At 41.4% G+C, this 21,555-nt stretch carries 19 protein-coding genes and 1 pseudogene; 14 read left to right on the forward strand and 6 right to left on the reverse strand.

Annotation, left to right across the window (positions count from 1 at the left end):
- The 6 genes from FLM54_RS07510 to FLM54_RS07535 are packed head-to-tail and all read right to left on the reverse strand — an operon-like array spanning position 1 to position 6,938.
- Positions 1-900 carry a hydroxymethylglutaryl-CoA lyase gene (locus FLM54_RS07510; protein ID WP_178956040.1) on the reverse strand — a complete coding sequence of 300 codons (900 nt, stop codon included), beginning with the start codon at positions 898-900 and terminating at the stop codon, positions 1-3.
- Between the two features lies 1 nt (position 901).
- Positions 902-2,884 carry an acetyl/propionyl/methylcrotonyl-CoA carboxylase subunit alpha gene (locus tag FLM54_RS07515; RefSeq protein ID WP_178956041.1) on the reverse strand — a complete coding sequence of 661 codons (1,983 nt, stop codon included), beginning with the start codon at positions 2,882-2,884 and terminating at the stop codon, positions 902-904.
- Between the two features lie 8 nt (positions 2,885-2,892).
- Positions 2,893-3,663: an enoyl-CoA hydratase/isomerase family protein gene (locus FLM54_RS07520; protein WP_010389950.1), complete on the reverse strand. Its 771-nt coding sequence runs from the start codon at positions 3,661-3,663 to the stop codon at positions 2,893-2,895.
- Between the two features lie 12 nt (positions 3,664-3,675).
- The gene (locus tag FLM54_RS07525) at positions 3,676-5,283 is read right to left on the reverse strand and encodes a carboxyl transferase domain-containing protein (RefSeq protein ID WP_178956042.1); all 1,608 of its coding nucleotides are present in this window, start codon (positions 5,281-5,283) and stop codon (positions 3,676-3,678) included.
- Between the two features lie 9 nt (positions 5,284-5,292).
- Positions 5,293-6,468 carry an isovaleryl-CoA dehydrogenase gene (locus FLM54_RS07530; protein WP_008114693.1) on the reverse strand — a complete coding sequence of 392 codons (1,176 nt, stop codon included), beginning with the start codon at positions 6,466-6,468 and terminating at the stop codon, positions 5,293-5,295.
- 35 nt (positions 6,469-6,503) lie between these two features.
- Positions 6,504-6,938, reverse strand: a complete 435-nt coding sequence (locus FLM54_RS07535) for a MerR family transcriptional regulator (protein WP_008114692.1) — start codon at positions 6,936-6,938, stop codon at positions 6,504-6,506.
- A gap of 329 nt (positions 6,939-7,267) precedes the next feature.
- On the opposite strand from FLM54_RS07535, the gene FLM54_RS07540 reads away from it, so the two are divergent.
- The 14 genes and pseudogenes from FLM54_RS07540 to FLM54_RS07605 form a co-directional block, all read left to right on the forward strand.
- Positions 7,268-8,449, forward strand: coding sequence for a thiolase family protein (locus FLM54_RS07540; RefSeq protein ID WP_178956043.1), 1,182 nt, complete (start codon positions 7,268-7,270; stop codon positions 8,447-8,449).
- 72 nt (positions 8,450-8,521) lie between these two features.
- The gene (locus FLM54_RS07545) at positions 8,522-10,012 is read left to right on the forward strand and encodes a CoA-acylating methylmalonate-semialdehyde dehydrogenase (RefSeq protein ID WP_076919545.1); all 1,491 of its coding nucleotides are present in this window, start codon (positions 8,522-8,524) and stop codon (positions 10,010-10,012) included.
- 119 nt (positions 10,013-10,131) lie between these two features.
- Entirely contained in the window at positions 10,132-11,289 is a 1,158-nt protein-coding gene (locus FLM54_RS07550; RefSeq protein ID WP_010389955.1) for an acyl-CoA dehydrogenase family protein, read from the forward strand.
- Positions 11,290-11,299: 10 nt separating this feature from the next.
- Positions 11,300-12,079, forward strand: coding sequence for an enoyl-CoA hydratase (locus FLM54_RS07555; RefSeq protein ID WP_076919543.1), 780 nt, complete (start codon positions 11,300-11,302; stop codon positions 12,077-12,079).
- The gene (locus FLM54_RS07560) at positions 12,079-13,236 is read left to right on the forward strand and encodes an enoyl-CoA hydratase/isomerase family protein (RefSeq protein ID WP_178956044.1); all 1,158 of its coding nucleotides are present in this window, start codon (positions 12,079-12,081) and stop codon (positions 13,234-13,236) included. The genes FLM54_RS07555 and FLM54_RS07560 overlap by 1 nt, the downstream gene beginning before the upstream one ends.
- 4 nt (positions 13,237-13,240) lie before the next feature.
- The gene (gene mmsB, locus FLM54_RS07565) at positions 13,241-14,140 is read left to right on the forward strand and encodes a 3-hydroxyisobutyrate dehydrogenase (RefSeq protein ID WP_054200896.1); all 900 of its coding nucleotides are present in this window, start codon (positions 13,241-13,243) and stop codon (positions 14,138-14,140) included.
- Between the two features lie 9 nt (positions 14,141-14,149).
- Positions 14,150-14,920 carry an SDR family oxidoreductase gene (locus FLM54_RS07570; protein ID WP_178956045.1) on the forward strand — a complete coding sequence of 257 codons (771 nt, stop codon included), beginning with the start codon at positions 14,150-14,152 and terminating at the stop codon, positions 14,918-14,920.
- A gap of 361 nt (positions 14,921-15,281) precedes the next feature.
- Positions 15,282-15,860: a hypothetical protein gene (locus tag FLM54_RS07575; RefSeq protein WP_218648496.1), complete on the forward strand. Its 579-nt coding sequence runs from the start codon at positions 15,282-15,284 to the stop codon at positions 15,858-15,860.
- Positions 15,861-15,929: 69 nt separating this feature from the next.
- Positions 15,930-17,123, forward strand: coding sequence for a protein kinase family protein (locus FLM54_RS07580; protein ID WP_218648497.1), 1,194 nt, complete (start codon positions 15,930-15,932; stop codon positions 17,121-17,123).
- A gap of 99 nt (positions 17,124-17,222) precedes the next feature.
- Positions 17,223-18,029 carry a transposase gene (locus FLM54_RS07585; protein WP_178956046.1) on the forward strand — a complete coding sequence of 269 codons (807 nt, stop codon included), beginning with the start codon at positions 17,223-17,225 and terminating at the stop codon, positions 18,027-18,029.
- A gap of 478 nt (positions 18,030-18,507) precedes the next feature.
- Positions 18,508-19,329 (forward strand): acyl-CoA thioester hydrolase/BAAT C-terminal domain-containing protein, encoded by an 822-nt coding sequence (locus FLM54_RS07590; RefSeq protein ID WP_178956047.1) that lies wholly within the window; start codon positions 18,508-18,510, stop codon positions 19,327-19,329.
- A 364-nt stretch (positions 19,330-19,693) separates the two neighbouring features.
- Positions 19,694-20,008 carry a DUF1330 domain-containing protein gene (locus tag FLM54_RS07595; protein WP_178956048.1) on the forward strand — a complete coding sequence of 105 codons (315 nt, stop codon included), beginning with the start codon at positions 19,694-19,696 and terminating at the stop codon, positions 20,006-20,008.
- A 78-nt stretch (positions 20,009-20,086) separates the two neighbouring features.
- Positions 20,087-20,797 (forward strand): hypothetical protein, encoded by a 711-nt coding sequence (locus FLM54_RS07600; RefSeq protein ID WP_178956049.1) that lies wholly within the window; start codon positions 20,087-20,089, stop codon positions 20,795-20,797.
- 24 nt (positions 20,798-20,821) lie between these two features.
- Positions 20,822-21,376: pseudogene (locus tag FLM54_RS07605) on the forward strand (S41 family peptidase); the annotation flags it as partial.
- Between the last annotated feature and the right edge of the window lie 179 nt (positions 21,377-21,555).

The following is a 21,555-nucleotide window of genomic DNA, read 5'->3' on the forward strand; positions in this document are numbered from 1 at the left end:
TTATTGTGCGTGTAATGCTGCAGAAACCTTGCTAGCAGGTTGTTTGTTCAGTGCACTCGTAATTTGCCAACCTGCCTCAGCAAGCCTTTGTAAATCAATTCCATGCTCAATGCCAAGTCCTTGCAGTAAGTATACAACATCTTCGGTGGCAACATTTCCTGACGCGCCTTTGGCATATGGGCAGCCACCAAGGCCGGCAACAGCACTGTCAACCGTTGCTATACCAAGGTTTAGAGCAGCGTAAATATTTGTGAGCGCTTGCCCGTATGTGTCATGAAAATGTACAGCAAGTTTAGATTTATCAATATGTTTAAGTAGCAATGTAAGTAGCTCTATTACTTTAGCGGGTGTGCCAACACCTATGGTGTCACCTAGGCTAATTTCATAACAGCCCATTTTTAAGAGTTTAGCAGCAACAGCCAGTACAGTATGAGGGTCAACATCTCCCTCATACGGGCAACCTAACACACAACTTACATAACCGCGTACGCGAATGTTATTCGCCTTTGCAAAAGCCATAACTTCACTAAAACGCGCCAAACTTTGCTCAATAGAGCAATTAATATTTTTTTGGCAAAATGCTTCGCTCGCTGCGGTAAATATTGCAAATTCTTTAATACCTACAGCATCTGCTGCCTCTGCCCCTTTTAAATTAGGGGTAAGGGCACTGAGATTAACCTCAGGTAAATAAAGTGCGCTTATTACTTCACTAGAGTCTTCCATTTGTGGCACCCATTTAGGTGAGACAAACGCACCAGCTTCTATGTCTTTTATGCCTGCAGCGGCGAGTGCGTTAATAAGCGTTATTTTATCAGCAGTTTCTACAGCGGCTTCATTTTGAAGTCCATCTCTGGCGCCCACTTCAACAATGCGCACTGCTTTAGGTAATAATGAACTCATATTAAGCGGGTTCCTCTGCAGTTGTGTCTTCAACTATGGCCAGTAAAGCGCCATGGCTTACCAGTTCACCCTCAGCAAAACAGTAACTTTTTAATACGCCATCATGTGGGGCATTAAGCGTGTATTCCATTTTCATTGCTTCAATTATAACCACTGCATCGCCTTTAGTAATGGTGCATCCCACCTCTAACAAGTGTTTAACTACAGTACCATTAAGTGGCGCAGCAAGGGGTAATGCCTCATTTTCATGTGAGCTGATGAAATGTTTATCAACACATTCAAACTTAGTTTGCAGTGCTTGGTTCATTACAGTAATGGCATTATCAACGTGGCTAACATGCGCAGTGTGTTTAGCGCCATTAATCGATACGTTGCAGTAGCCATTAGTTAACTCACCTTGCACTTCAAAGGTGTTGTCATTAATAGTCATGCTATAGCCCTGCGCGGTTTTTATTGCGTTTAAGGGGGTATCGCTAAATGGAATGTTAACTTCTTGCGGCGCATTTAAACTAAACCCATGTAATTGTTGCCATGGATTTGCACTACTTGTATTGCTACCAAGTGATGCTAAATACGCAAAACCTGCAATTAAGCGGCTAGTTTGTAATAAAGAAGGGTCAATAGTAACTAACGCTTCACCTTGCTCTGCAATAAAGTGGGTGCTTGGAGCACCTTGTTTAAAGCGTGGATGAATCGCTAAATTATATAAAAAGCTGATATTAGTGCTAAATCCGGCTAAATGAAATTGTGTTAATGCTTGTTGTAAACGCGAAAGTGCTTGGTCGCGGTTATCATCATGAACAATAAGTTTGGCAATCATTGGATCGTAATACGGGCTTATTTCATCACCTTGGGCAATACCAGTATCAATACGTACATATTCACTGTTAGCCGGCGTAAATAGTGCCTCAATAGTGCCAGAGCACGGAATAAAGTCATTACTTGGATCTTCAGCGTAAATACGTGCTTCAAAGCTGTGGCCTTGTAGCTGAATATCTGCTTGCGCTAAAGGTAACGCTAAACCACTGGCTACATTAATTTGCCAATTAACTAAATCAACGCCTGTGACCATTTCGCTAACGGGGTGTTCTACTTGCAAGCGAGTATTCATTTCCATGAAAAAGAACTCATCACCACAAAGTAAAAATTCCACAGTGCCAGCGCCTCGGTAGTCTATGGCTAGGGCACATCGTACCGCGGCTTCGCCCATTTCTTTTCGCAATGAGTCTGATAAACCGGGGGCAGGCGCTTCTTCAATCACTTTTTGATGCCGACGCTGCAATGAGCAATCACGATCACCTAAATACACACAGTTGCCATAGTTATCAGCAAACACTTGTACTTCAACATGGCGTGGTTGGTCAACATAACGCTCAAGCAAAACCAGATCATTACCAAAACCGGCAATAGCTTCACGCTTAGCGCCTTCTAATGCGCTTATAAACTCACTGGTTTTTGAAACAATACGCATGCCTTTACCACCGCCACCAAAGGCCGCTTTGATAAGCACAGGGTAGCCAATTTTTTCAGCCTCAGCTTGTAAAAAGCTAGGGTCTTGTTTATCGCCATAATAACCTGGCACCAAAGGAACATTAGCGGCTGCCATAATTTCTTTTGCACGGGTTTTAGAGCCCATAGCTTCTATGCTACTTGCTGGTGGCCCAATAAAGGCAATGTTATTGGCTTCACAAACATTAGCAAATTCGCTGTTTTCAGATAAAAATCCATAACCAGGATGAATACAATCGGCGCCACTCATTTTGGCAACGTTTAGTATTTTATCAGCAACTAGGTATGAGTCTTTACTCGGCGCTGCACCAATATGATAGGCTTCATCAGCCATTTTCACATGTTGAGCGTTTTTATCTGCATCTGAATAAACCGCAACCGTGGTCAAGCCCATTTGCTTTGCTGTTCGCATAATACGACAAGCAATTTCTCCGCGATTAGCAATCAGAATTTTTTGTAAGTGTACTGTGTTCATAATGCGTCCTAGAGTTGCCATTGGGGAGGGCGTTTTTCAAAAAAGGCAGTTAGACCTTCTTGACCTTCGTCTGATACACGAATTTTGGCTATACGTTCTGCAGTGAGCGCAATTATTTCGTTATCGATTTCTTTGTTTGCCACATCATTAATAAGCGCTTTAGCTGCTTTAACCGCTACCGGGCCATTATCTATCAGCGTTTGTAATAGGTTATCCAGTGCACAGTCTAAATTCCCTGTAATTTGGTGAACTAGCCCCAGCTGTTTAGCCGTATGCGCATCAAATACTTCAGCCGTTAAGAAGTAACGACGAGCAGCGCGTTCACCAATAGCTTTTATTACATAAGGGCTTATAACAGCAGGAATTAAACCTAATTTAACTTCACTTAAACAAAATTGAGCGTCGTCTTTACTGAGCGCAATATCACAGCAAGCAATTAAGCCCAATGCGCCACCAAATGCTGCGCCTTGTACCGCACAAATAGTAGGGTGTGGGCTTTGTGCTAATACTTGCATTAGTTTAGCCAGCTGCATCGAATCGGCCAAATTATCGTTATAGTTGTTATCTGCCATCGATTTCATCCAGGCTAAATCGGCACCGGCTGAAAAGTGTTTACCCTCAGTTTTTAATACAAGGGCACGAATATCGAGCGTATTAGCATGTTCAATACATTGAATAAGCTCATGGATAACGTCGCTATTAAAGGCATTGCGTTTTTCTGGGCGACTTAAAACAAGTACAGCCACATTAGATTTTGTTATTTGTAGTGTTACTGACATTTTAAGCTCCCATTACATTCTAAATACGCCAAATTTTGATTCACGCTCAGGAGCATTTTTAGCTGCGCTAAGTGCAAGCCCAAGAACATTGCGTGTATCGGTAGGGTCAATAATGCCATCATCCCATAAACGGGCACTGGCATAATAAGGGTGGCCTTGCTGTTCGTATTGATCGATGATTGGCTTTTTAAAATCGCTAATTTGTTGCTCGCTCATGCTTTCGCCTTTGCGGGCTAAACCATCTTGTTTTACTTGCGCCATTACACCAGCGGCTTGTTCACCACCCATAACCGAAATACGGGCATTTGGCCACATCCACATCATGGTCGGTTCAAACGCGCGGCCACACATACCATAGTTACCTGCACCGTATGAGCCCCCGATTAAAATAGTAAATTTGGGTACATCGGCACACGATACCGCCATCACCATTTTAGCGCCGTGTTTAGCAATGCCTTCAGACTCGTATTTTTTACCAACCATAAAACCAGTAATGTTTTGTAAAAATACCAGAGGAATGTTGCGCTGAGCACACAGTTGAATAAAGTGCGCGCCTTTTTGCGCAGACTCACTAAATAAAATACCGTTGTTAGCCACTATGCCTACGGGATGACCATAAATGCTGGCAAAGCCTGTTACCAGTGTTTCACCAAAGTAGCGTTTAAATTCATCAAACGATGAATCATCAACAGTACGTGCAATGACCTCACGGACATCAAATGGCTTTTTGAGATCAGTACCGACAATGCCGTAAAGTTCGTTAATATCATAACGAGGGGCTTTTACTTCTTCTAGTAATGGTGAGGTAGGGCGCGAATAGTTAATTCGTTCAATACATTGGCGAGCAATCGACAAGGCATGAGCATCGTTTTCAGCGTAATGATCGGCCACACCTGATGTTTTACAGTGTACATCGGCGCCACCAAGCTCTTCTGCAGTAACTACTTCACCGGTGGCAGCTTTTACCAGCGGCGGACCAGCTAAAAAGATAGTGCCTTGCTCTTTTACAATAATACTTTCATCGGCCATAGCAGGAACATACGCACCACCTGCAGTACATAACCCCATAACCACAGCAATTTGTGGAATGCCTTTACCCGACATACGCGCTTGATTATAAAAAATACGACCAAAATGCAGTTTGTCAGGGAATACGTCGTCTTGCTCAGGTAAGTTTGCGCCACCTGAGTCAACTAAATAAATACACGGTAAATGACAACGTTCGGCGATGTCTTGAGCGCGTAAATGCTTTTTAACAGTCAGCGGGAAATAGGTGCCGCCTTTTACTGTCGCATCATTAGCAATTACCATACATTCAACGCCCTTAACGCGACCAATACCTGCAACTACACCGGCACAAGGAATATCTTGTTCATAAACGCCAAAGGCAGCAAATTGCGATATTTCTAAAAATGGCGAGCCTTCATCTAGCAAAGTGGTAATACGGTCACGGACAAATAATTTACCGCGACCTTCATGGCGCTCTTTTAGTGCAGCACCACCGCCTAAACGTATTGTCGCTGCTTTACTGCGTAAATCATCCACTAGCGCCGACATATTGTTGTGATTTTGCACAAAATTTGGATCATGCGGATTAACGCTCGATTTTAAAATCGTCATAACTAATCCTTAGCGGCTTTCAGTGAATAATTCGCGACCAATTAACATACGGCGTATTTCTGAGGTGCCTGCACCAATTTCATACAACTTCGCATCACGCAGTAAGCGACCTGTTGCGTATTCATTTATATAACCATTACCGCCTAAAATTTGAATTGCGTCTAATGCCATTTTAGTTGCAAGCTCAGCAGCGTATAAAATTGCGCCAGCAGCGTCTTTACGGGTGGTTTCGCCGCGATCACATGCTTTTGCTACTGTGTACACATATGAGCGAGCTGCATTCATTTGTGTATACATATCGGCAATTTTGCCTTGTATTAACTGGAATTGACCAATAGGGCTGTCAAATTGCTTACGCTCATGGATGTAAGGCACCACAATATCCATACACGCTTGCATTATGCCAAGTGGGCCGGCCGCTAAAACAACACGCTCATAATCAAGGCCACTCATCAGTACCTTAACGCCTTCGTTTAAGTTACCTAAAATATTTTCTTCGGGTACTTCACAGTTTTCAAATACCAATTCACAGGTATTTGAGCCACGCATGCCAAGTTTGTCTAGCTTTTGAGCGGTTGAAAACCCCGGGAAAGTTTTTTCTACAATAAAGGCTGTAATCCCTTTAGCGCCGGCGTTTAAATCTGTTTTTGCATAAATCACCAGCGTGTCTGCGTCAGGGCCATTAGTGATCCACATTTTATTACCGTTTAAAATGTACTTATCGCCTTTTTTCTCTGCTTTAAGTTTCATAGAAACAACATCAGAGCCCGCATTAGGTTCACTCATAGCCAGCGCACCAATGTGCTCTCCACTAATAAGTTTAGGTAAGTATTTTTCTTTTTGTGCTTGTGAACCATTACGGTTTATTTGATTAACACACAGGTTTGAATGCGCACCGTAACTTAAACCAATAGAGGCACTTGCACGGCTAATTTCTTCCATGGCAATAACGTGCTCTAAATAGCCTAAACCAGCACCACCAAATTCTTCATCCACGGTCATGCCAAGCACGCCCATTTCACCCATTTGCGGCCAAAGTTCATTGGGGAACGCATTATCAAGGTCAGTTTTTTCAGCTAGTGGGGCAATTTCTTGACTGGCAAAGCTGTTTACGTGACTGCGGATCATATCTGCAGTTTCGCCAAGGCCAAAGTTCATTTCTTTATATAGTGAAATAGTGCTCATGATTAATTCCTGTGTGTTGATGACGTTGTTATATTTTATTCATCTATTTTGCTAAGCGTGTCGCGACAGCGACGTTCAGCGGTGACCAGTTCCATAAGAACCACTTTAATGTCATCCATCTGTTGTGAAAGATCGGCTTTTTTCTCACTGATAAGGTCAAGCATGGTGACTAACTGTTTTGCACTTGATTTATCAGCATCATACAGTTCAAACAAACGACCAGTTTCAGCTAAGGTGAAACCTAAACGCTTGCCGCGCAGTATTAGCTTTAGGCGAACCTTGTCGCGCTTGGAGTAAATACGTGTTTGACCATTGCGCTCTGGCGATATTAACCCTTGGTCTTCGTAAAAACGGATAGAGCGGGTGGTAATATCAAATTCTTTAGCCAATTCACTAATGCTAAAAGTTTGTTCGTTTTTAGCCGGCTCGTTGGCTGAATTTGCAAAGTTTGTTTGATTATCTGATTTCATTGTAATGTTTACCTCATTCGAATAACCCCAATATAAGTGAAGTTTACGTAAAGGTAAAGTGTGATCTGGTTGTTATACTTTAGACGTATAAAATAAAAGCGGAAATGCAGCAGAAGTTGAGTGTTTATGAACGCTATAAGCTAGTTAGGCAGTATGTAATAAATTTTTAGCAAGCTAACTTTACAGTTTTTACACTAATTAGAAAGTTGATTTTAGATTTACGTTGGCGTAAACGTAAATTTTATGTATGCTCGTATTTATCAGATTAGTTTAAACATTAAGCTAAACATAATAAAACATGTTTGCGTTAATTGAAAATGGAGCCTTTTATGTCTTTCGAAAGCGTTGTAATTGTAGCAGCAAAACGCACCCCAATGGGTGGATTTATGGGCGCACTAAGTGATGCGCAGTCTACCGAATTAGGTGCTACGGCCATTGCAGGCGCACTTGCTCAAACGGGTTTAAGCAATGATGCAATTGATGAAGTTATTATGGGCTGCGTATTACCAGCCGGTTTAGGCCAAGCACCTGCACGTCAAGCAATGCTTAAAGCAGGGCTTGCACTAAGCACCGGCGCTACCACTATTAATAAAGTATGCGGCTCGGGTTTGAAAGCAGCGATGTTAGCGAATGATTTAATTAAGGCAGGCTCTATTGAATCAGCAATCGCTGGTGGCATGGAAAGCATGACCAATGCACCTTACTTTATTCCTAAAGCCCGCGGCGGTATGCGTATGGGACATGGCGAAATCAAAGATCACATGATGAGTGATGGCTTAGAAGACGCCTACGACAATAAAGCAATGGGATGCTTTGCTCAAGACACAGCCGATGAATACGGTATTGGTCGTGAGCAAATGGATACGTTTGCACTGGGTTCATTAAGTAAAGCAAACGCAGCCATAGACAATGGGTGGTTTGATAACGAGATTACACCGCACACTATTAAAACGCGTAAAGGCGATGTCACCGTTTCAATTGATGAGCAACCTGGCAACGCACGCCCTGAAAAAATTCCAAGCTTAAGAGCTGCATTTAAAAAAGACGGCACTATTACTGCCGCTAATTCATCGTCTATTTCAGATGGTGGTGCTGCACTAATACTAATGAGCGAATCAAAAGCAAAAGCTGAGGGTTTAACACCACTTTGTAAAATTGTTGCTCACAGCACTCATTCTCAAAAACCAAGTGAATTTACAGTAGCCCCAGTGGGCGCAATGAACAGCGTTCTTGAAAAAGCTGGCTGGACAATCGCCGATGTTGATTTGTGGGAAATTAATGAAGCGTTTGCCATGGTCACTATGCTGGCTATTAACGAATTAAAGCTCGATGAAAGCAAAGTAAACGTCAATGGTGGTGCGTGTGCACTAGGCCACCCAATTGGTGCTAGTGGCGCACGTATTTTAGTAACACTTATTCATGCGCTTAAAAACCGAGGCCTCAAAAAAGGCGTTGCCTCTTTGTGTATAGGTGGCGGTGAAGCCGTTGCTATGGCAGTCGAAGCACTTTAACTGATAACAAAGCCGCAGCAACTATAACAATCACAGCGCTGCGGCAATTAAATTGACTCAATAGGATTTATTATGCACCAAGTACCCTTATTAATTAACGGCGAGTTCGTTCAGTCAACGTCAAATGAATTAATTGATGTTGTAAACCCAGCTAATCAAGAAGTGCTCGCGCAAGTGCCATGCGCTACAGACGCAGAGATGGATGCGGCGATTGCATCAGCAAGCGAAACATTTAAAACGTGGAAAGATGTGCCAATTACAGAGCGTGCGCGCATTATGATGAAATACGCGGCGCTATTAAAAGAAAACCATGATGAACTAGCCACTATTATTTGTCATGAGCTAGGCAAAACGTTTGAAGATGCAAAAGGTGATGTGTGGCGTGGTATTGAGGTAGTTGAACAAGCAGCTAATGCGCCGTCGTTAATGATGGGTGAAACCATGGAAAACGTAGCGCGCAAAATCGATACGTATTCTTACATGCAACCACTGGGTGTGTGTGCAGGTATTACGCCATTTAACTTTCCGGCAATGATCCCATTGTGGATGTTCCCACTGGCAATTGTGTGTGGTAACACCTTTATTTTAAAACCGTCTGAGCAAGATCCACTTACTCCTATGCGCTTAGCTGAGCTATTTATTGAAGCCGGTGCGCCAAAAGGCGTGTTACAAGTAGTACATGGTACAAAACCACAAGTTGACCGCTTATTAGAAGACAAAGCCGTTCGTGCTATTTCATTTGTGGGTTCATGTGGTGTAGGTGCCTATATTTACTCTAAAGGCACACAAAACTTAAAACGCGTTCAAGCGTGTGTTGGCGCTAAAAACCACATGGTAATTATGCCTGATGCGAGTAAATCGCATGTTGTTAATAACCTTGTGGGTGCCTCTGTAGGTGCAGCAGGTCAGCGCTGTATGGGTATTTCAGTGGCGGTATTTGTTGGTCAAGCAAAAGACTGGGTTGATGAAATTAAAGCAGGCTTTGAAGGTGTACGCCCAGGTGTTTGGGATGATGCAGACGCGGCTTATGGCCCACAAACATCACCTGCTGCAAAAGCACGTATTTTATCACTAATTGCCGATGGTAAAGCACAAGGCGCTACCTGTTTAATTGATGGCTCTGACTTTAGCGTTGAAGGTTACGAGCAAGGTAACTGGGTAGGCCCTACATTATTTACTGATGTAACCAAAGATATGAACTTGTACAAAGAAGAGATTTTTGGCCCAGTATTGGCGTGTATGTTTGTTGATACCCTTGAAGAAGCCATTGCGCTTATTAACGAGAGCCCTTACGGCAACGGTACCTCACTATTCACCTCAAGTGGTGCGGCTGCACGTAAATTCCAACACGAAATTGAAGTAGGCCAAGTGGGTATTAATGTGCCAATTCCTGTGCCTTTACCATTTTTCTCGTTCACGGGTTGGAAAGGCTCATTCTACGGTGATACTCACACGTATGGTAAACAAGGTATTCGTTTTTACACAGAAACCAAAACCATTACCTCTCGCTGGTTTGAAGATGATATCGCTTCAGGTCCAAATATGAGTATTAATCTTAAGTAACATTTTAACCGCATAATCAATAAAAAAGAGGGGCACAACACACAGTGTTGTCGCTCCTCACTAATAACTCCCTTGATGGGATGCACCGACAACAAACAAAACACTACAAGAGGTCTACCATGGACTTTAACTTATCTGAAGATCAACAAGCTTTTGCGCAAACGGCGCGTCAATTCGCAGAATCAGAACTAGCACCACATGCAGCTAAGTGGGATCGCGAACATATTTTCCCAAAAGACACAATTAAAGCCGCTGGTGAGCTTGGTTTTTGTGGCTTATACACCCCAGAAGAAGCCGGTGGTTTAGGTTTATCTCGTTTAGATTCAAGCATTATTTTTGAGCAACTTGCACTGGGTTGTACAGCTACTACGGCTATGCTGACCATTCATAATATGGCAACCTGGATGATCGCAAGCTTTGGTACCGATGCAGTAAAAGACAAATACGTTGAACAATTGGTAATGGGTGAGTTGTTAGCCTCTTACTGTTTAACCGAGCCAGGCTCTGGCTCTGATGCTGCGTCATTAAAAACTAAAGCAGTTCGTGATGGCGATGAGTATGTTATTAACGGCTCAAAAATGTTTATTTCTGGCGCCGGTGAAACAGAAATTTTAGTTGTAATGGCACGTACAGGGGCTGATGGCCCAAGTGGCATTTCAGCGTTTGTTGTACCTGCAGATGCCAAAGGTATTGAGTACGGCAAAGCAGAAGAAAAAATGGGTTGGAATGCACAACCAACACGCTTAATTAGTTTTGAAGATGTACGAATTCCAGCAGCAAACTTATTAGGCCAAGAAGGCGAAGGCTTTAAGTTTGCCATGCAAGGATTAGATGGCGGCCGTATTAATATTGCAACTTGCTCTATTGGTACTGCACAAGCTGCACTTAATACCGCACGTGAGTATTTAAAAGAGCGTACCCAATTTGGTAAGCCATTGGCAGCATTTCAAGCGCTACAATTTAAAATTGCCGATATGAATACCGAGCTTGTCGCAGCGCGCCAAATGGTACGACTCGCGGCGTTTAAACTTGATACTAACGACAGTGAAAAAACCACTTATTGTGCGATGGCTAAACGCTTTGCAACCGATGTTGGTTTTACTGTGTGTAACGATGCGCTGCAAATTCATGGGGGCTACGGTTACATTAAAGAGTACCCACTTGAACGCCACGTACGCGATGTACGTGTTCATCAAATTTTAGAAGGCACTAACGAAATTATGCGTGTGATTATTGCACGTCGTATCTTAGCCGAATCAGCCAGCGAAGTTTTATAAGGAGATTAGTATGTCAAATCCTAGCATTGAATTAACTATTGAAGGTCATGTTGCCATTTTAACTATGTCGAATCCGCCAGCGAATACCTGGACGAAAGACACCTTAGTGGCGCTTAAAGACACAGTTAATCAGCTCAACACCAATAAAAATATTTATGCATTAGTACTGACTGGTGAAGGCGAGAAGTTTTTTAGCGCCGGTGCCGACCTAAATGTATTTGCCAGTGGCGACAAAGGTGTAGCCGCAGATATGTCATGTGTATTTGGTGAAGCATTCGAAGCGCTAACTAATTTTAGAGGTGTGTCGGTTGCAGCCATTAATGGTTATGCAATGGGTGGCGGCCTTGAAGTAGCGCTTGCTTGCGACATTCGTATTGCAGAAGAACAAGCACAAATGGCATTGCCTGAAGCAAAAGTGGGTTTATTACCCTGTGCTGGTGGAACGCAAAACTTAGCATGGCTCGTTGGTGAAGGCTGGGCAAAACGCATGATTTTATGCGGTGAGCGCTTAAAAGCCGATAAAGCGCTACAAATTGGCTTAGTGGAAGAAGTGGTTGCACAAGGTGAAAGCTTTGCAGCAGCACTAAAACTGGCAAACCAAGTGTCAGAGCAAAGCCCATCGTCGGTTGCTGCATGTAAAACGCTGATTCAAAAAGGGCGTCATCAGCCAATGGCGAATGCATTGCCACTGGAGCGAGAGCTGTTTGTTGGTTTATTTGATACCGAAGATCAGCAAGAGGGCGTGAACGCCTTTTTAGAAAAACGCAAGGCTAATTGGGTGAATGGCTAATGAGTGAACTAACCCGTTTAAATTCAGCTGATGCTGCTGTGGTATTCGAAACGGCAACCACAGACAATGGCCGACTCATTGGTTTTGCTACGCTTAACGCGCCTAAGTCATTAAACGCGTTAAATTTTGAGATGATCAGCTTACTCGAGCCACAACTACAGCAATGGGACAAAGACGATAACATTGCATTAGTGGTTCTTAAAGGTGCTGGTGAAAAAGCATTTTGTGCCGGTGGCGATGTAGTGAGCTTACACAAATCAATGAGTGAGGGTAAACCGAGCTCACTGGTTGAAGAGTTTTTTACTCAAGAGTATCAGCTCGATTACCTAATTCACTGCTACAACAAACCCATTTTAGTCTGGGGTAACGGTATTGTAATGGGCGGCGGTTTAGGTTTAATGGCCGGTGCGAGCCATCGTGTGGTTACAGAAACATCACGCATCGCTATGCCAGAGCAAACCATTGGGCTTTACCCTGATGTAGGCGGCAGTTATTTTTTACATAAAATGCCTGCCCATGTTGGCTTGTTTTTAGGGCTTACCTCGGCGTCAATTAATTGTGAAGACGCTAAGCTTGTATCGCTTGCCGATCACTTTGTAAATTCTGATAAATACCCAGAGCTTGTTGAAGCGTTACTCAATACTAAATGGGGTAAAACAGCAAGTTTAAACCACGACAAGCTAAGTACCTTGCTTATTGAGTTAGATAACAACTCTAGCCGTATGCCAAAAGGCAATTTAAAAGCTAACTTATCGCTAATTCAAAAGTTAGGCGACTTTAACACGTTACAGCAGCAGGTCGATTACATTTTAAACCTAACCACAGATGACAAATGGCTACAACGCGCACAAAAATCGTTGGCGCATGGTTGTCCATTAAGTTGTGCTTTAGTGAGTGAGCAGCTTAAACATAGCAAAGGCAAAAACTTAGCTGACTGTTTTAAAATGGAATTGGGCATGTCGGTTCGTGCTGGCGAAGTGGGCGAGTTTCAAGAGGGTGTACGTGCCTTACTAATCGATAAAGACGGTACGCCACAGTGGCAATTTAACACTCTTAAAGATGTGCCAAACGAAGTAGTAGAGAGCTTTTTTGCAAATCGCTTTGGCGAGCAACATCCGCTAGAGCCGTACTTTTCACAACTAAATTTACAAGGGTAAAGCGATGAGTAAACTTAATATAGGATTTATTGGTTTAGGAAATATGGGCGGCCCAATGGCAGCAAACTTAGTTAAAGCAGGCCACAGTGTACGCGTTTTTGACTTAAGTGCAGAGGCCGTTAAAGAGCTTGTGAATCATGGGGCTAGTGCGGCGCAAAGCGCAAGTGACTGTGCGCACGAGGCTGATGTGCTAATTAGCATGCTACCGGCAAGCAAACATGTTAAATCACTTTATTTAGGCACAGACGAGCAGTCGGGTTTAATTAAAGTACTAAGTAAAAGCACATTAGTGATTGATTGTTCAACCATAGATGCACAATCGGCTCGTGATGTAGGCCATGCCCTAAGCGAGCAAGGTATTGCGTTTGTTGATGCACCTGTATCGGGTGGTGTAGCAGGCGCAACAGCGGGCACGCTTACATTTATTGTGGGTGGTGAGCAAACCGCATTCGATAAAGCCAATACTGTATTAGTCGATATGGGTAAAAACATATTCCATGCCGGTGATATTGGTGCAGGGCAAGTTGCTAAAATATGTAACAATATGCTGTTGAGTATTTTAATGGCGGGTACCAGTGAAGCCATTCAAATGGGCATTAATAACGGTCTCGACGCAAAAGTACTCAGCGACATAATGAGCGCAAGCTCGGGTCGAAACTGGACGTTAGAACTTTATAACCCCTGCCCAGGTGTTATGGAAACCGCACCAGCTAGTAACGACTATAAACCTGGCTTTATGGTCGATTTAATGGCTAAAGACTTAGGCCTTGCTATGGAGGCGGCGCAGCAGAGTAATTCACTGACGCCAATGGGCTCAATGGCTAAAAATTTATACACTATGATGCAGCACCAAGGTGCAGGCAGTGATGATTTTAGTGCCATTTTTAAATTGTTTTCGAAGTAGGAAAGTATTGTGGAAATAAAAAATAATACCGTAGTTATTACCGGTGGCGCACAAGGCTTAGGTTTTGCAATGGCGCAAAAGTTTGCCTTAATGGGCGCTAATATTGCCTTAATTGATATGGCACAAGCCCAGTTAAATGAAGCAACCGAGCAGCTATCTGCATTAGCAGGCGTAACAGGCACTATTAAAGGCTACAGCGCTAATGTAACGGTAGAGAGCGAAGTTGAAGACGTATTTAATACCATTAACAGTGACTTTGGTCACATTGGGGTATTAATTAATAACGCCGGCATTTTACGCGATGGTATGTTTATAAAAGCCAAAGACGGCAAAGTGGTTAAAAAAATGTCGCTTGATCAATTTCAATCAGTAATTGACGTTAACTTAACAGGTGTATTTTTAGCAGGGCGCGAAGCTGCAAGCCACATGATTGAATCAGGCAAAGGTGGCGTAATTGTAAATATGTCGAGCGTAGCGCGTGCGGGTAATATTGGCCAAACTAACTATGCTGCCTCAAAAGCCGGTGTTGTGGCACTAACCACTACATGGGCCAAAGAGCTTGGCCGTTTTGGTATCCGCGTTGGCGCCATTGCTCCAGGTGTTATTAGCACCGCAATGACCGATGTAATGAAGCCAGAAGCCAAACAGCGCATGCTAGCAGTAACACCAGTAGGGCGCTTAGGTGAAACCGGTGAAATAGCCCATACTGCTCAGTATATTATCGAAAACGACTTTTTCACTGGCCGTGTAGTAGAGATAGACGGCGGTATTCGTTTGTAAACTAATGTTTATAAACGTATGAGTGTTAGTTGATTTAAAAGCACAGCCTTTTGGGTTGTGCTTTTTTTGTTTTAAATCGCACCATTATAATTTAATCATGATTAGAAACAGAGATTTCATAAACGATATTCAAATAAAAAAAGATACTGTATATATAGACAGTTTATGGTGTTTTATCTAATAACATTATTAAAAGTCGTTTTGGTGTATTTTAACAACGATAATTTAGAACTTGCGTAATAACTTGTTTACATTGAAGTTGTTTAGTGGAATTATTGAGCCATGTAATATACGCCGTTTTGGGGTTTTATAACCCCCCAAAGTGGTGTTCAATAAGCTGTTATGTTTATGGAGAAAAAAATTGTCACCAGAGGAAATAAAGGCTGTTGCAGAGACATTAAAGATTTTTGGCGACATGACTGCATCAAAGCCAAATGAATGGCTTCCTGTTTTTGCCGCGTTAGGTGGTGCAGTGGCTGGTGCTATCGCATCCTTCTTCCCTACATGGCTTATAGAAAAACGTAGAGAATCTGCTTTTTCTAAGCAAATACAAAATTGCTTAGTAGCAGAGGTATCATCTCTTATAGAAATTATAGAACATCGAAATTATTTGGCCGCAATTAAAGCAGCGGTAAACCATCTAAAATCAAATCCTAAAGACAAATACTCTTTGGTCGTTGATGTGCCACCTCATTATTCAAGGTTGTACCAAGATAACTGCAAGCATATTGGTGTTGTCGATGCTCAGGTGGCTCGTGAAATAATTACATTCCACCAACTCATTGATGCCGTTATCCAGGATATGAAGTCTGATGGGCCTTTTAGTTCAGGGGCTTCACTGGAAACATTTGAAGAAATGGAATCAATCTTCGAGCGAGCAATATGCATAGGAAGGAAATTAACAGCAGCACATAACAAGCAGCTCTACCGTATTCCGTAACGTTGGCACCTTTTCCGCAAAAGAACGCGAAAAAGCCGCCAACAATACTCCACCGGTGAGCTGAGCGCTATGGTTCAATTAGAGACAGGTTTTATAATATTAATGAATGCAGATAATGCCATAGAGAGTCACTACAGAAAGCTCTTTGATATTTTGAATAATGAATTCGAAGATCTTTACGAATCAATAAATAATGACAAGTTAAGAATTTTATTCTCTACTCTTCACTCTAGCGTCACTAGTCTTTTTGACTCGATGAATAATAGGCTTCCAACAGATGAAGACACGGCTCACTTCTGGGCAGACCCGAGTAGGGAACTCATTAGATCTATAGAGACGATTGAAGCTTTAGAGAGATCTTTGAAGAACTCTGAATATGCATTCTATATTGAGGAGTACCATCGAGATAGACTTACTTTTTGTAAGAGCTTTCTAAGTAAGAGTGGTGGGAGTGAAATCCCCCCTTATACTGAAAAGCTAGAGATTTATTACACTATCCCAATATTTTTTCCACAAAGCTCAGTGAAAATTGAGAACAAAAATAAGACCGCTGATCTAAACGCTCTAGGTAGTGGGTCTTATGCAAATGTCTATAAGTATTTTGACAGCTTCTATAATAAAAACTTTGCTTTAAAGCGGGCAAAGAAAGATCTAAATGCAAAGGAAATTGAAAGGTTTAAGCGAGAGTACGAACAAATGAGTATGCTAAGCTCACCATATGTTCTAGAAGTTTATGGATACAATGAGAAAAACAATGAGTACATTATGGAATTTATGGACAACTCATTGGATAAGTATATGTTAAAAAACAATTCCAAGTTATCGTTTCAGGATCGCGTTAAGTTAGGGCTGCAAATACTCAGAGCTTTCTCGTACATACATTCTAAAAATATTTTGCACAGGGATATTAGCCCTAAAAATATTCTACTCAAAGAATATGATGATGTGGCTGTAGTGAAAATAGCGGATTTTGGCCTGGTGAAAATCGTTGATAGCGAACTAACTTCTGAAAATACGGATTTTAAAGGCTACTATAATGATCCAAGCCTAGTTACAGAAGGATTTGATAGTTATAGCATCTTGCATGAAACATACGCGTTGACTCGTATTTTATATTACGTCTTAACCGGAAAGAGTAATACAGAAAAGTCACCAGAGAATGTGCGTGCTTTCATTGATATAGGCCTGAGTAGTGATAAGTCTATTAGATTTAAAGATGTTGATGAGTTACGCATGGCTTTTCAAGCTATCGCACCAGTGTAATTTTGCCGTGAACCATAACAAAACCCAGCAGTTCTTAGCCTTCGGCTACCGGACTCGCTTCGCTCGCCGCTGTGGGCGGCGTTAGATGATAAGGGAATAATGACCAATCATTACCACCTGCTAATCAAAACCCCTGATACAAATTTAGGCCGAGCCATGAAGCATATTAATGGCCTTTATACCCAATACTTTAATCGAACACATAATACGGATGGTGCGTTGTTTAGAGGGCGCTACAAAGCGGTGCTTGTGGATGCAGATAACTATTTATTGCATGTTAGTCGGTACATTCACCGTAACCCAATTGAAACGAGTAACCCCTTGGTAGAAGAGCTTGTTAAATATAAGTGGTCTAGCTATTCAGCTTTCATTCGAAGGGGAGTAACGCCTAAATGGCTCGTTCGAGACTTTATATTTTCGTTGCAAGGCAAAAAGCGTAAATATGCAGCTTATAAGCAGTTTGTGGAATATGAAAACAACAAAGAAATAAGCGCTTTTTATGGTGCTAAAAAGTTATTGTCGGTTTTGGGTTGTGAGGACTTTATTGAAAACATAAAAGACTATATTGCCAAGTCAGATAGTGAAAGCAAGTTTGTTAGTAAAAAGTACTCTGCAAATGATGTAATTGCTTATGTAGCTAAACATTTTAGTGTTGAAGTAGATGATATAGTAATGGTTAAAAAGGGGCGCAAAGAGAAAAACTTACCCCGTTGGTTTGCTATTAAATTGTGCCAAGATTTAACGGGATTAAATTTGCAGGCTCTAGCAGATGTTTTTAATGTTGAGCATTATTCGGCGATATCGAAAACTGTCGGTAGGTTGAACACATTAATGGTTGAAGATAGAAAGGTTAAATTACAATTGTACAAGCTGCAAGATTGTTTGATGTCTGAAGTCAAGATTTGACCCCATTTGCTTTGAAGTCAAGATTTGACCCCATTTGCTTTAACAATCCGCGTCATTCAGGGCCTTCGGGCCGGAATGACGCTCTTAAGTTCGCGCGCATGTGCGGAGCGCTATACACAAGGATGAGCAGTGGCATTTAAATCTACGATTTTATTTTTTTTATATTTATGATTTCTGGTTGTGCTTCACGAAGTGCAGAAGAGATCGGGTGTAATTTCACTTCTGGCTCTTACTTTACTTAGCATGACAAAGAAAGTTCTTGGATCGATAATTTTTTTACCCTAAATAAAAGCCACTCAGACACTTGTAATCCCCCTTCAAAACGCCGATTAAAAATATCAAACACTTCTTTATATGCTGCGTAACAGTACAGTAATTGATTGAACCAAAATAGGAACTCAGCTATGGTTTGTTTATAAATAAAAACAAATAAAAAACGAGTTAATCTACAGGCTCGTTAGTCCCACAAGAGGAAGACATGCGTATTAAATTTATACTTATATTGATAACTTTATTTTCGAGCGTATCAAGTGCGCAAGACTTTTTTGTTAAGGAAGTGAGGTTCAAAAACATTGTTGCCAATCTCTATCTTCCTAATACCTCAGAAAAAGTTCCTGTGGTTATTGCAATCGGTGGTTCTGAGGGAGGAATCAGCACAGGTGATGCCAATGGTAAAATGATTGCACCACATGGGATCGCTGTATTAGGGCTCGCCTACTTTAAAGAAAAAGGGATTGCTCAGACACTAGATCAAATACCCTTAGAATATTTTTTAAGTGCAATTGATTATCTTGAGACTGTTTCTTCAATAGATTCGTCAAAAATTGGTTTTATTGGTGGTTCTAGGGGAGCTGAATTAGCGCTTTTATTAGCATCGATGGAACCACGCATCAAATCTGTTGTAGCGACAACTCCAAGCAAAGTAGCTTGGTACGGAATGACTACAGCAAAGTCAGCGTGGACATTTAACGGAAAAGATATTCCTGCTTTAAGCTTGGAACTTGATGAAAAGGCTCCTTTACTTAATCGATTTGAAGTTGCTTTAGAAAATAAAGACAATGTAGCAAACTCATTATTCTCTTTCGAAAAAATAAATGGTCCAATATTGCTGATTTCAGCAAAAAACGATCAAGTTTGGCCTTCATTTCAAATGTCGAACGAGATAGAGGAATACCTTAAAAAACATAATTTCAAACATTCCGTCACACACAACGCATATCCAACAGGTCATGGTTTTAGTCAAGAGACAGCGCCTGAAATAAAACAGTCAATAATTGACCATTTCATGCGTACTTTATAGTGCTAACATATATGAACCTTAACCGAGTCAATGGACTAGTTTTTTTACCGTTTTCATAAATTGACGTTTAATTCTAAATCAAAAAACAATTCGTTTGCTTCGTCTGTTAAGTAGGTAGCTTACAGCAAATTATGGATTCATGTTACTGTAAAAGTTCATTGAGCTGTCTCCTATAAGGTTGGTTACCCTTTCATCGTAGTTGAATAATCGCGATGCAGGGGAGGAGGCTTAATGAGAATCAAGCCATTACAACAGGACAAAAAATTGTTGGCTTTTCTCCTTCGTCACTTATTTAAATCAACTAAATTTGCCTATTATTTGGGCGTGATGGATTAGTTTAGTCTTTAACATAATAGGTTACAAAATGTATGAATTTTTAGTTGGCTTGGAAGTTTCGGACAATGGCGCGTATTCAGACTATAGAGCGGCTATGGCACCCATTCTTAGTGCTTTTGGTGGCGGTTTCGGTTTTGATTTTGTAGTTTCGGAGGTTCTTCTTTCAAAAGTTGATACTCCTATTAATCGAGTGTTTACAATTCATTTCCCAAATAAAACCATCTCAGAAAACTTCTTTTCCGATCCTGAATATTTAAAAGTAAAAGCTCAATTCTTTGACGTGTCTGTATCTCACGTAACAATCATTGCGGGCTATGAAAAAGACTCTCAAAATATCATCTAAAAAATATTTTTACTCTGTATTTAAACCTTTATAACAGTTTTTGCGACTAAGTTTTAAAGCAAATAATAAAGGTTTTGTATGAACTACTTAAAGCAGGTTTTAAATATAGCATTATTGGTATTAGTTAGCTTTGCGGGTATTAAGCCCGTGCAAGCTACTAACTTACCTTTTGAACAAATAATCACACCTCAACAAGCAAAGCGAGATGTTGCGCAGTGGTCACAATGGCTGCACAGTACGCACCCTGATTTAAAACACAGTGTGGCCGACATTGATGCTTTTTACTTGCAACTAAATACTATAACCGCAGCTATTACCGATGAACTTAGCGTGCGGGAATTATGGGCCCGTTTAGCGGTATTAAATTCAACATTGGCTGATGGGCATTTAAAAGTAGGGCATGCTTCTACGTCGCAATGGCGTAAATGGGTCAATGGTGGCGTGGGGCTTTTTCCATTTGAAGTTGCGATTGTAAACCAGAAACTTTATATAAAATCTAACACGGGCGGTACCAAGAGTGGCTATGCTGAGCAGCAAATAAAGGCGATTAATGGCGTGCCATATGAGCAAGTCGTAGCTCAGTTATTACGCCGCACACATGGTGATACTGATGAATTTAGACAAGAAGTATTAGCACGTCAATTTCATCGTTTATTATATTTAACGTTTGGTTACTCAGAGCAATTTAGCATTACCTTAGCAGATGAAGAGCTCACGCTAGCTGCGAGCAAAACTTTGCCACAAAGCATGGTTGAACGCTCATTTGTAGATACTTTTAATGTTGAGTAAACAGGTGAGACGGCAACCCTTACAGTTAATTCATTTTCATGGCCTGATTTTAAGCAATACCTTGCCTTTATGGACGCCACTTTTACTCAGCTAACAGAAAAAAACATAAAGCACCTAATAATTGATATCAGTAATAATGGCGGTGGCGATGATGACTTTTGGATGGCAGGAATTATGCGTTATATAACGGATGTACCATATCGTCACTTTTCCCATTATCGCTCTAAGGTGTTGTTAAAGTATCGTGATCCAGGCCAAATAGTAGGTGAAATTGAGTCTGGTGAAAACACTCGTTTTATACAGCCAGAACCTGATCTTGCTAACTTTTTTACCGGGGATGTTGCTGTAAAAATAGGGGCTTACACTTATTCGTCAGCAATTGTGTTTGCTAACACCCTACAAGATTTTTCAATTGCGCCATTGGTTGGCGAAGACACAACAGGAAGAAGCACTCAAACTGGGGGGATCCAGTTTTTAAACTTAATACATAGTAATTTGCAGATGGTCAGCCCGTGCTTTATTTTGACAAGGCCAAATGGTGAGCTGCAAATGACTGGCGTTAAAGTTTCTTCGTTGTGACGCTTAAACACCGAGAACTGATATTAGCATTTTGTTCGTTCACTAAAGTGGCTGTCGCTTTAAAACATTGCTTAGTATAAAAATCTAAGCAATTGTCTTTAATGCGTATTTTGCTAAACTATAAGCGCTGATACTCGAGTATAAATGTATAACTAACTTCGAGCCATATATTTACCTTT

Source organism: Pseudoalteromonas sp. Scap25 (genome assembly GCF_013394125.1).
Classification (GTDB): Bacteria; Pseudomonadota; Gammaproteobacteria; order Enterobacterales; family Alteromonadaceae; genus Pseudoalteromonas.